This window comes from Aquimarina sp. I32.4, assembly GCF_002924285.1.
Classification (GTDB): Bacteria; Bacteroidota; Bacteroidia; order Flavobacteriales; family Flavobacteriaceae; genus Aquimarina.
This window is the reverse complement of the sequence record NZ_PGUB01000116.1, coordinates 1-12,477: the sequence shown is the minus strand read 5'-3', so window position 1 is coordinate 12,477 and position 12,477 is coordinate 1. Positions and strand designations below refer to the sequence as shown.

Genomic DNA, 12,477 nt, shown 5'->3' with positions numbered 1-12,477 from the left:
ACAAAAAACTGTCCTAGATGTTAACGCTATAAAGAATTACAGAAATATCGAAGCACAATATCAAAAACTAATATCAACGCAATTATAAACTAGAGCCTTTTTATATTCAGAAGTCTACCCCAGAATAGTTATTGGATAAACAAAAAAAATCCTGCTCCAAGAAGGAGCAGGATTCACAATATCATACTTAGATATTTTATATACTGGTAATTAAATTATTTAAAGTTATCAGTAGCACTACCAGATTTGGTCGTATAATTAATCTTTAATGCCTGAACTTGTCTTAATTCTTTTTTGATATCACCAACTAGACCCATATTAGTTTTACCATCTATTTTTAGGGCTGTAATAAGAAAAGGTATTTCTTCTTCTCTTCTAGCTGCTCTTTCCGCCAAAACAAACGCTTTGACTTCACTTACATCAGCGAATTTATCATTAAGCTGTATTCTAGCCTGATTACCTGCACTAGAGCGGTATCTTGAACTAGGTTTACCAGCATAAATATACATTACCAAGTTTTTCTTATCTAATTTTTCTATTTGATCCGCAACTGGTAATTTGTTATCTATCATTAATGTATTCTTACGCATCACTGTTGCAACCATAAAGAAAAACAATAACATAAATACAATATCTGGTAATGACGCCGTAGAAACGGGAGGTAATTCACCACTCTTTTTCTTTTTAAACTTAGACATAAGAATTCTGTTTTATGTTATTATTTTTTTGGTTCTGCTTCTGAAAGTTTTTCTGGATACAAAGCTTGTATTTTCTTAATATCCTCTTTAAGCTTAGACTTGCTTCCAGAGAAATTTACGTCATCAAAATCTTTCTCCATTTGCTCAAAAGTTTTACCGTAAATACGTTGTGCTTCTCTATTACGCAACGTAGTATACGCTGCTACTAGCTCATTCTGAACTGCAATATAAGTAGCATAATTAGTTTCTCTGTTGTTATTTAAAGAGATTACAGCTTTCGTTGGATTGTCAGACGACGAAGGATCTTTAGACCCTTGACAGTATCTACATGCTTCTGCTCCTGCTCCACCTCCATTATCTAAAAACTTAATAGCAGCTTCTCGAAGGTCTTTTAATTCCATAGGAGATTCTTCTACCAATAGATCATTATTCTTATTAAGCTCTACAACAAAAATATTTTTTTGTTTAAGAACTGGCGGAATTACATCCTCCTCTTGTGGTGGAGGAAGCTTACGGCTAATACCTGTATCTGTTTCGATCGTGGTAGTAACCAGGAAAAATATAAGAAGTAAGAAGGCAATATCCGCCATAGATCCTGCATTTACTTCTGGTGCTGCTCTTCTTGCCATATTCTTACTTAATTAGTTTTTTAACTCCAGAGAAGAACATCAATCCAACCGCGGTAGCAGCCAAGAAATAAAATGTATATAAACCAGCACCAACCCATTTGGATTCACCTGCGGTTATTATCTCTCCATCTCTTAATGGTGTTTCTACTCCTTCTGCTATAAAATATGCAATAAGCCCTACAACAAGGAAAGCTACGATTCCTATTGCTGTATTTTTAAGGCTAGATGGATTTTTTGCTAAGGCAGAAAAAACGGCAATCAATGTAACTACTGCTATACCTATAAAAACAACAAGTGTAAGTGTGTATAATGGAGTTACCAGTGATGTAGCTTCGTTTAGTATCTCTACAGAACCACCTTCTCTAACAAGGTCTTTGGTTTCTGTAATACCATATTTTTCCATAATATCGTCAAAGCTATTACTCATCAGGAACAATAAAACTGCTCCTAAAATACCTATAGCCATTACGACATATGATAATATTTTTGAAATTTTCATGTGACTATTTTTTTATTTGGATCGCACATTCACGAATCCTTGAATTACATAAAAGTGTAAACTAAAAAATCTTATACTTCAGATTTTTTTAGGAACATCGATTATTTCTTTCTCTTGTAATCTACAAGAATATCGATTAAAGCAATAGAAGCATCTTCCATGTCGTTTACAATTCTATCGATTTTAGCCACGATATAATTATAAAATATTTGAAGTATAATTGCAACAATAAGACCAAATACAGTTGTAAGAAGTGCTACCTTAATACCTCCTGCTACAAGAGATGGTTGCATATCATCAGCTGCTTCAATTTTATCAAATGCTGTAATCATCCCGATTACTGTACCCATAAATCCAAGCATTGGAGCTAGAGCGATAAATAATGATACCCATGATACATTTTTCTCTAATTGTCCCATTTGAACACCACCGTATGCCACAACTGCTTTTTCTGCTGCGTCAATACTTTCGTCTGCTCTCTCAAGACCTTGATAGTATATTGATGCAACAGGTCCTTTTGTATTTCTACAAACTTCTTTTGCTGCTTCAACTCCACCACTGTTTAGAGCATCCTCTACGTTTTGTTGTAATTTCTTAGTATTTGTTGTAGAAAGATTTAAAAAGATAATTCTTTCGATTGCGATCGCAAGACCCAAAATCAAACATATAAGTACGATACCCATAAATACAGGTCCCCCTTGAATAAAACGTTTTTTGAGATTCTGATGAAATGATATGTCTTCAGATGGCTTCTCTGATACCGTTTCTTCTTGAGCTGTTGTTGTATTAGTTATAGGAGCAATTAATAATTGCACATTTGCCGTTAATAACTGGGCAGGTGCAGTAGATGCTTGTAAGTTTCCAAAAGTCATTACTGCTGCGATTGCCAGAATAGAAAATAATCTTTTCATTGCGCTGATTCTTAATTTTAATTAGTTAAAGGGTTAAAGATATAAAAATAATATATATTCTATTAAAAATTTGATAATAATGCAGAGAGGAAGGGATTCGAACCCTCGATACGCTTTTGACGTATACACACTTTCCAGGCGTGCGCCTTCGACCACTCGGCCACCTCTCTAAGTTTCCCCAATAAAATTAAGGATGAGCAAATAACAAAAAAAATGTTAAAGTGTGAAATTTGAGGCGTTAATTTTCTGAGATTTCCCCTCGAATAGAAGTTTCATAGATGGTTTTGAGCACCTTAAGGGGCAAATTTTCGCCCAACAAATACATCAATTTTGCCACTGCTGCCTCTGTAGTCATATCTTTTCCTGAGATAACACCTGCTTTTTTGAGACCAATACTGGTATCATATTTCCCCATTTCGACACTTCCTCCTATACATTGAGTTACATTGACCACAGGAACACCCTTTTTTACTAGATCAGAAACCATAGTAATAAACCACTTTTTTGTGGTTGTATTGCCTGCTCCATACGTCTCCAAAATAACTCCTTCAATAGTTTCTAATGAAAAAATACTCTTCAAAATATGCTCATTAATCCCTGGGAACATTTTGACTACAATAATATTATTATTAAAATGAGTATGATACACCAATTTTTTTCGCCTATTGACAGGCAATACATATGCGCTATTAATTTTAAGATGAACTCCTGATTCTACTAAAAATGGATAATTAAGGGATTGAAATGCCTCAAAATGTTCTGCATTTACTTTTGTGGTTCTATTTGCTCTTAGTAACTTATACTCAAAATAAAGTCCTACTTCTGTAATTACTGGTTTTCCTTTTTTTTGCAATGCAGATATCTGCACTGCTGTAATCAGGTTTTCTTTTGCATCTGTTCTAAGATCCCCAATGGGTAATTGAGACCCTGTAAAAATGATAGGTTTTGCCAGATTCTCAAACATAAAACTAATTGCAGATGCAGTATATGACATAGTATCACTACCATGTAGAACAACAAACCCGTCATAATCATTATAAGCATCATTAATAATACCCCCAAGTTCTGTCCATTGATCTACATTCATATCTGAAGAATCAATGGGTTTCTCAAAACTAATCGTATCAATACTACAATCCAATTGTTTGAGTTCTGGGATATTTAATAACAGTTCATCAAAATCAAACGCAACCAAGGCTCCAGTTTTAAAATCCTTTACCATACCAATGGTCCCTCCTGTATATATAAGTAGTATGTTTGGTGAAATATTCATACAGCAAATGAACGAAATTTAAATCACATTGAGTTTACTTAAACCCCGAATATATCTTTAGAGTTACGAGTTGTAATTGCAGCCAATTCTTCTATTGGTTTTTGATATATATCAACGAGTTTTTCGAGAACATTAATTAGATACGAACTCTCATTACGTTTACCTCTATAAGGGGTGGGAGCCAAATAAGGGGCATCAGTTTCTAAAACAATATGATCTAATGATATCTGATCCAAAAAAGTATCTATCTTACCATTCTTAAAAGTAACAACACCGCCTATACCTAATTTCATATTATAACCTATAGCTCGATGAGCATCTTCTATGGTTCCTGTAAAACAATGAAAAATCCCAAACAAATCATCTCCCTTTTCTGACTCCAACACTTCAAAAACCTCATCAAAAGCTTCTCGACAATGTATTACAATAGGTAATTTATATTTTTTTGCTAATCTAATTTGATGCAAAAAAGCTTCTTTTTGTATTTCTAATGATGTCGTATCCCAATATAGATCGATACCGACCTCTCCAATTGCATAAAACTTTGTATCAGAATTTTTATCAAAACGTTTTTCTAATTCCTCTTCTACATGCAACAGTTCTTCTTTATAATTCTCTTTGACATGCGTAGGGTGCAACCCCATCATCAAAAAAACATTCTCGGGATATTTTGATTCTATAGCATACATAGACTGGGTATATGCAGAATCAATTGCAGGAACAAAAAAACGTTGTACTCCATTATCTATTGCGCGTTGCATCATTTCTCCCTGATCCTCATCAAAGGCATCACTATAAATATGGGTATGGGTATCAGTAAGTATCATGCCGCAAAAATAATAAATTTAGCATGCGATTATTATAATATCATTTTATATTAGAAAAGATAGTAGCAGTTTTACGATAAAGCACTCAGCAATTGTTGAGCTTGTTCATAATCTTCTGCCTCTTCTGGTACAGTTTTTAATAATTCTATCGTCTTATCGTACTTCTTTTGCTTCAATTGGTTTAGTGCCTCAAGCCATATCGCTTTATATTTAAATACCGAATCTCCAAGGTATAGTTGTTTAAAAACATCTGTCGCCTTTGCATGCTTGCCTTGCTCTAACAAAGTAATTCCAAGGTAAAACTGATATTTGGTATTTTTTTTATCTTTTGATAGCAATGACAAAAGATACCCTTCTGCCAATTGATATTTTTTTGAGTTGAAGGCATTTTCTGCATTTTTACTATCCTCCTCCATACTTCCTCTTTCTGCAATGGATAACTCTGGTATATTTGCAAAATCTTGATAAACGGGATTTTTTTGATCAAAGAAATATACTCCAAAAGCAATCACTACACTGGCAGCAACAGCATACGCCCATGCAGGTATCCTTATAATCCTAGTATTTTTTTCTGATGAAATTGTATTGTTATATGAATTTCTAATTTTATTCAGGTTACTTTCTAACTCTCTTTGTTCATGATCAACGTCAAAACGTGTTTGAAGGTGCGTATTTACCTCTTGATACAATAGCAACTCATCTGCAAAAGAAACATCCTCTTGCATCAATTGTTTTACTAGCTGCTGTTCTTGCTCAGAGAGCTCATTACTGCAATACTTATCAAATAACTCATATTTCTCTTCTGGGGTCATAACAATTTCTTTATTTGATTGAACTTAGGAGAGTTTTGAATAAGCTGCGTCAACTTGCCAATACACAAGGATTTCTTTTTACGAACATACCCATAGGATTGCCCCAATTTTGAAGCTACTTCCTCCATTGATTTTATAGTAAAACTTGCTTTTAATAACTCTTTACATGCTTTCCCTAATTCATCAAACATCTCACTATAAAGCTCATGTTTAGCATTAAAAATCTCTGTTTCTTCTACAAAATGAATACTCTCATCACTTATAGATACAATCTCTTCATTAATTGTTACCAAAGAATCAGTATTTTTTTTAAGTTCATTCAGCCATCTACGTTTACATAGTAAAAAGAAATAAGCATCAAACGGACAGGTAAGCTGTAATCCCTTTTCTTTTGCTTGCTTATAAATTGTAATCAAGACTTCTTGAATTATATCCTGTGCTACAGGCTCATCACCGCTATTCTTTTTTATGTATCCAATGACTTTTGGTGCAAATTTTTTGTACATCTCGGTAAGCACAAGGGTATCATTCCTCAAAAGAGCTTCAATATATTTCTGATCAGCATGTATCTTGGTATTTGCCATAAGTAATTTATAGAAGTCTCTAATTTATAAAAGTTTTATGATACAGGGTAACAAAAAACCAAAGCTGTTGATATAATAATATAAAAAGTAAAATCTGAAATATGCGAATATAGGTAATGGGGGTTACAGCAAATTTCAGTTCATATTCCGGGAGATTATTCTTCCGGAATATTTTTCATCAGACTGAAAATTTAACTTTCACACCTTTTTAACTTTGAAATGGTGTGTATAGAAATTGAATTTATTTTCTAATTATTTAAGGTAAAAAATAAATAGTTTATTAGTGCTATTTCAAAGTTAAAATGGTATTACTTATATTTAGCCACCACTAATCATGAATCATGAGAGAACTTATAGTCTTGTATTACAGTATACTTCTACCTTTTTCGGGTTTTGCTCAAATCCTCACAAACGACACCATACCTAGAGTTGCTCCTATATCTTATGAGATCAATGGCTCTCAGGTAAAGTACACCTCCAAAATGCCTCCTTTAAATCAGATTGCAGGAGCTCCAAAAGCTTTTTACACCTATTTTTGGGAATACGGAGACGGTAATTATAGTTTCAAAGAAAATCCTGAGCATCAATATACCTCATCTGGCACATACACCGCCAGACTTTGGGCAACCAATAATTATGACAATGGCAAACCTCCTGCAAGTCGTCCCAAATCTGTAACTATAACAACTAATAATGATGAAGCTTCTATTGCACCAAATTCTCCTTTTGAAGAAGAAGAGAATTTAATCTTAAAACGAAATCGAGAGCCTATCCCAGATCAGGAAATGGTATTTATCACTAGTTATAAAAACACCAATAATTATGTTTCTAACGGAAAATTATATCTTTTTTATAATGATACTCAATTCAAGAATGACAATTTTACCATAGAAGATACCAGAATGCACCATAATGAGCATATTATTCCTATGCAGATCATATCACAAATACGTTCAGAGAATGATGACCACACTTTGCTCGCCTCTTCTTCAAACAGTATCTTACACAACAGAACGTTATTTGCACAAGACACTACCAAAAGAAAGAACCTACCACTTACTCTAGAAGAGTCTAAAGCGCTATACCGCAATTATCAAGTGATATCATTTGATAACATGAAGCCCAATGAAGAACGTACTATTTTCAGAACTCTAAAAACCACTCCAGAAATGATAAAAGACACCAGTGCTATTGTTACTTTACGAAGTATCTATGTACCTGATGTCAATTATGATAATCATACCGTAAAGGATACAGAAATGGAGATTATTACCTCTCATGACCCAAACAAAATGTCCTCCAACGGTTGGTTGATGAACTATAGATTTTTACGATTCAAGCGTTTAAAATTCAGGGTTCGCTTTCAAAATAATGGCGAGGGACCAGCCAACACCATAAAACTAGAAGTAGATACTCCCGAAATGTTTGATAAATCTACCCTACAAATCGAAGGCATGTATCCTGAATGCCCTATTTGCCCAAAAGAAAAAGAAGTCAACTATAGTTGTCTGGATACGATCCTAAAAAAGGACAAAATTATTTTTCAATTCAATAGAATCTATCTTCCTGGGAGTCTACAAAAAAATGTATCAGAGATAGATTCTACCAAGGGGTATGTGCGCTACTCTATGAAATTTGGCAAAAAATTTCATAAAAAAAAGACCCAGAGCCGTACTGCGATCTATTTTGATAAAAATGACCCTATTATTACCAATTATGCAACAACACGTTTTATGCCTGGCATCTCTATAGGTGCAAAAGCTGGGTATATAATAGTACCCACGCTCGATAATCAAAAAGAATATTTTGTTGGTGCCACAATATCCCCTTTCAAATCATACAGAGGATATTATCAAGCAGAATTAATGGCATCAGCATCGTCGTATGATCAATTGCGAAATTTTGAGACTAGTACCATTCAGCCAAATGGTACCGAGAACTTAATTAGATATTCTGAGTCTAATACTTATAACAATATTTCTATCTATGCGATTCCTGCCTCATACCGATATAATATCAATAACTTTTTTGCAATGGGTGCAGGTATACAGTTAAAAGCCGATATCACCAGTAAAAACAATCAAAACACAACAAGAGAAAGCTTTATGGTATTTAGAAATGATCCTGGGGTAGAAATCATCAGAAATCAAGATATAGATACTCAAGAAGCAAAAGAGATCAAAGAGGATTTTACTAATCTGCAAACAGGTATTTTTGTAGGGCTCAATTTTGGAACCGTAAGACTTGGCCCCAGTCTGGGAATTCGATATGTATATAATTTCGATTCTCCAACTTCTCAAATTCAGTGCTATGGGATTTGGAAATTTTAAATTCTACCTCTGGCTATCTATTTTTGTAGTTGGTAGCTTCCACACATTGATCGCTCAAAAAGAGACAACAACCTCTAAATTTCTATACGATCAACTGGATTATTTTTTGCAAGAACCAACAAACACTACCCTTCTAGAGCTGAGTTCAAAAATTTTAGCAAAAGAAAACCAGCTCACTACTCAAACAGAGTTTGTAGCTTGGGTTATCACACATTGTAATCTAGGATATTACCACAACAAATTTGGCTACACCAAGAGAGCTATTTTTCATTATGAAAAAGCCTGGACAACCTATCACAAAAGAAACGTAACAAATTATGATATCATAGAAAACTGTTTACAACCTCTTGGCAATATCTACACAAAAACAGGAGATTTACCTAAAGCAGAAACCACTATCAAAAATTACTTATATCTAGCAGAACAATCAGAAAGCACCCCCAAGATAATCTCTGCAATCACCAATCTTTCTATAGTCTACAACAATCTAGCAACATATTCAAAATCAATTAAGCTACTCAATAAAGGTCTTACTATCGACCCTAAAAACCTTAATTTATTGACCAATATAGCTACAAATTACCTTAATACTGGCAATTATAACAAAGCCAAAAGCTACGCAAAAAAAGTAATTGCTATAGACAGCAATCAAGTAAATGCATACCAAATACTTGCTGCTACTGCCCTAGAAAAAAACAATTTTCTGAAAGCCAGAGATTATATTCTGAAAGCAAAATTGCAATTACAAAAAGACACTACCACCACACCAAGAGATATTGCTAAATGGCAATTGGTTTATATTGACCTACTATTATCTCAATCCAAATTTACAGAGGCACAGAAAAACATCTATGACATTTACACCGCTCTCCTACCGCGATACACAAAAAAAAATAAACTACCTGATGCAGAGCAACTCATTGCAGACAAGGTATTACTACAAACTCTAGACATACAGGCACATATATACCAACAAACAAAACAACCACTCAAAGCAATAACAGCCATTGACTTGGCTTTTCTGGTAAATTATAAACTCAACGCCCTCTACCCATTACAGGATACCAGAATTATTCAACATGGCCAAAATCGTAACAGAACAGAAACATATATAGATCTTCTCTTTTCTTTATATCAATCTACAAAAGAAGAAAAATATGGCTGGCAAGCATTACAAGCCGCAGAGAATACCAAAGCCTCTATAGTAAGTAAGGCAATGCTATCAAAAAAAGTACTATCAAATTATAAAAATGACTCTTTGGTAACAGCAAAAACTCTTCTTTATAAAGAGCTTATATATTATAAAACCCTACTTATAAAAGAAAAACTAAAAGGAAGAGATGCAAACATTTCTCATATTCAAAAATGGGAGACATCTTACAATATAAAAACAATAGCCCTTCAGGAAACCATAAAAAATTTACATCATAAGTACCCTGATATACTTGCTACAAAAAAGCAGCTATCTGTTGTTGCTCTTCAAAAAAAACTAAAAAAAGACCATACTACTTTGATCGAATATTTTTATGGCGATAAAAATGTGTATCAATTTGAAATCGCCGCTGATTCTTTTAGCATCAAAAAAATAAAAAACGTAGCACTTTTCAAGAAAACCATTAAGAAGTATATTCATTATTTTGATACTGCTTCAACCATTACAAATAAGGTCTCTGAGTTTACAAAAAATGCATATCAAACGTTCTGCGCATTACAAATCCCTGTAAACACAAAAAAACTACTCATCATTCCTGATGGACCTTTGTCTTTTGTTCCTTTTGAATCCTTATTACAAAAAAATACGACTACTATAAATTTTGCTAAAATGCCTTTTTTAGTAAAATCAACCAAAGTAAGCTATGCTATTTCGGCAAATAAATATCTGACATCTGTTTCTACAAACAATCCAAACAAAACAGTGCTAGGCATATTCCCCGTCTTTGAGAATACACCCCTAGAATTATCTTTTTCTTTATCAGAAAGCAAATCACTACAACAACTCTACAACGGAGAGTTTCTAGAAAAAGAACAAGCTACCTATGCTCATTTTCTTGAAAAAACAAAAGATCATTCCATTATTCACCTATCTACACATGCCGCCTCAGGAGATTTTTCTAAACCCGCAACTATACAATTTAGAGATCAAAATGTACTGGTTAACCAACTTTATGCATTACAATTAGACACAGATCTCATTGTATTGAGCGCTTGTGACACAGGTGTTGGTAAAATAGCAAAGGGCGAAGGTCCTATCAGTATCGCTAGAGGGTTTCAATATGCAGGAGTAGAAAACTTACTTTTTTCGCTATGGAAAGTAAATGATAAAACCACCTCTGTATTAATGGATAATTTTTATAAAAATCTAAATTCTTCTATTTCCACATCAACAGCACTACATCGGGCAAAACTAGAATACCTAGATGCAGAAGGCATCTCAAACATAAAAAAATCCCCTTATCACTGGGCTTCATTTGTATATTATGGCAAAATAAACCCAGATAACCCACCAAACTATCTGTGGTATATAATCGGTATTGTTTTATTCATATTAATTATACTATTTTTACCAAAGTTTCTTCAAAACAAAACATGAGTACACTCCGTAAATTTTTAGTTCAAAAAGAATACAATAGAATCAGATTGGTTGTTACCAAGACAAGTCATTTTGAAGTCAAAGCAGTACTAAATGGTATCGAAGGCAATTTTATTGTAGACACAGGAGCATCCAACTCGTGTGTGGGATTTGAAGCAGTAGAAAAATTTTCATTATTTACTCAAGATAGTGATGTAAAAGCAGCGGGAGCTGGTGCAACAGACATGCTCACACAATTATCAAAGAAAAACACAATTCAGATAGGAAAGTGGTCTAGAAAAAAGATTCCTCTCGTATTATTCGATCTTACTCATGTTAACACTGCATTAATAAACCATCAGGCAGAACCAGTAGACGGCATCATCGGTGCAGATATTTTAAAAAAAGGAAAAGCAGTTATTGATTACGACAAAAAATGTATGTACCTCAAGTAAATCAAAAAGATATTTTTATGAATACCAAATTCTGAGGTTTTCTCATTACTAAATGTAAAAATTAAAGGAATACCGAATAACAAACACTGGATACCGAAGTTTTTCACTAACATCCTATACTCTAATTAACTAAAAGATAGAGACTAAATTAATAGATTCTAGAACTCAAGAGCATCAAAATATACAACGGGAGGCTAATTATTTATGCCTATTAATAAATTTTTAAAATAGTTCCCTGTAACAAATCTTATAAAAAATAACAGTATTTTTATTCTAATTACAAAACGGGGATGCGGTTCATCTTACAATATTTCAGAGATAAATAAGTAAAAATTGGTAACAACAAAGACTAAAATGTCAATAGCCTCTATATGCAGGCTACTACATTTTATCAAACATCAGACTGTCTAACGTTACAGCACATTATGAAATTGATTTCAAAATATATAAGAAATAATTATCTGATTTTGACAGTAAAGCTGTTGATCTTATCCTTATTTATTTTTAGGCTAATCCACGGAAATATTGAAACCTCAGTTTATTGGAATTTTGTTTCGGAAACTGGAAGTGGATTAAGAAACTATTTAAAAGCTTTAAAAGGAATGTATTTTTACATACCTACTATAATTTTACTAATTCCTTTAATCGGAATCTTTGTTAGTTTAGCCCCCAATAAGTTCGGAGTGTTCTTTTAAATTTCAAACTAATACATTTGAGATATGAAATACAAGAAATGGACTTTAGACCAGAAGTTAGAAATACTAGCTACTTCGGAAGAGATTGGTATCGTAGAAGCTTGTCGTAAGTATGGAGTTAGCACTGGCACTTTTTATAGTTGGAGAAAGAAGTTTGACCATCAGGGAGAGGCTGGTTTAAAAGTTACTTATGAC

The 12,477-nt window shown here is 33.4% G+C and carries 12 protein-coding genes and 1 tRNA gene; 4 read left to right on the top strand and 9 right to left on the bottom strand.

The features are described 5' to 3' along the window. Window positions 1-215: 215 nt before the first annotated feature. The 9 genes from CVD18_RS18950 to CVD18_RS18910 form a co-directional block, all read right to left on the bottom strand. Window positions 216-698 (bottom strand): biopolymer transporter ExbD, encoded by a 483-nt coding sequence (locus CVD18_RS18950; RefSeq protein ID WP_103867082.1) that lies wholly within the window; start codon window positions 696-698, stop codon window positions 216-218. Window positions 699-718: 20 nt separating this feature from the next. Next, the gene (locus CVD18_RS18945) at window positions 719-1,327 is read right to left on the bottom strand and encodes a biopolymer transporter ExbD (protein WP_103867081.1); all 609 of its coding nucleotides are present in this window, start codon (window positions 1,325-1,327) and stop codon (window positions 719-721) included. 4 nt (window positions 1,328-1,331) lie between these two features. After that, window positions 1,332-1,826, bottom strand: a complete 495-nt coding sequence (locus CVD18_RS18940) for a hypothetical protein (protein ID WP_103867080.1) — start codon at window positions 1,824-1,826, stop codon at window positions 1,332-1,334. Between the two features lie 101 nt (window positions 1,827-1,927). Beyond that, window positions 1,928-2,737: a MotA/TolQ/ExbB proton channel family protein gene (locus CVD18_RS18935; protein ID WP_103867079.1), complete on the bottom strand. Its 810-nt coding sequence runs from the start codon at window positions 2,735-2,737 to the stop codon at window positions 1,928-1,930. Window positions 2,738-2,819: 82 nt separating this feature from the next. Next, window positions 2,820-2,907: transfer RNA gene (locus CVD18_RS18930), tRNA-Ser, on the bottom strand. Between the two features lie 68 nt (window positions 2,908-2,975). Continuing rightward, window positions 2,976-4,010, bottom strand: a complete 1,035-nt coding sequence (locus CVD18_RS18925; protein WP_103867078.1) for an asparaginase — start codon at window positions 4,008-4,010, stop codon at window positions 2,976-2,978. A 38-nt stretch (window positions 4,011-4,048) separates the two neighbouring features. Continuing rightward, window positions 4,049-4,837, bottom strand: coding sequence for a TatD family hydrolase (locus tag CVD18_RS18920; protein WP_103867077.1), 789 nt, complete (start codon window positions 4,835-4,837; stop codon window positions 4,049-4,051). 71 nt (window positions 4,838-4,908) lie between these two features. Continuing rightward, the gene (locus CVD18_RS18915; RefSeq protein ID WP_103867076.1) at window positions 4,909-5,649 is read right to left on the bottom strand and encodes a tol-pal system YbgF family protein; all 741 of its coding nucleotides are present in this window, start codon (window positions 5,647-5,649) and stop codon (window positions 4,909-4,911) included. Further along, a complete protein-coding gene (locus tag CVD18_RS18910; RefSeq protein ID WP_103867075.1) occupies window positions 5,646-6,233 on the bottom strand; it encodes an RNA polymerase sigma factor in 588 nt (195 codons plus the stop codon). Before CVD18_RS18910 ends, CVD18_RS18915 begins: the two co-directional genes overlap by 4 nt. A gap of 341 nt (window positions 6,234-6,574) precedes the next feature. Here CVD18_RS18910 and CVD18_RS18905 point away from each other — a divergent pair, with 341 nt between their 5' ends. The 4 genes from CVD18_RS18905 to CVD18_RS18890 form a co-directional block, all read left to right on the top strand. After that, window positions 6,575-8,563 carry a PKD domain-containing protein gene (locus CVD18_RS18905; RefSeq protein WP_103867074.1) on the top strand — a complete coding sequence of 663 codons (1,989 nt, stop codon included), beginning with the start codon at window positions 6,575-6,577 and terminating at the stop codon, window positions 8,561-8,563. Beyond that, complete coding sequence (locus tag CVD18_RS18900) at window positions 8,544-11,153, top strand: CHAT domain-containing protein (RefSeq protein WP_158250505.1); 2,610 nt, start codon at window positions 8,544-8,546, stop codon at window positions 11,151-11,153. The genes CVD18_RS18905 and CVD18_RS18900 overlap by 20 nt, the downstream gene beginning before the upstream one ends. Beyond that, window positions 11,150-11,587 carry a TIGR02281 family clan AA aspartic protease gene (locus tag CVD18_RS18895; protein ID WP_103867072.1) on the top strand — a complete coding sequence of 146 codons (438 nt, stop codon included), beginning with the start codon at window positions 11,150-11,152 and terminating at the stop codon, window positions 11,585-11,587. The genes CVD18_RS18900 and CVD18_RS18895 overlap by 4 nt, the downstream gene beginning before the upstream one ends. A 719-nt stretch (window positions 11,588-12,306) precedes the next feature. Next, a partial coding sequence (locus CVD18_RS18890) for a transposase (protein WP_146052740.1) occupies window positions 12,307-12,477 on the top strand: 171 nt, incomplete at its 3' end.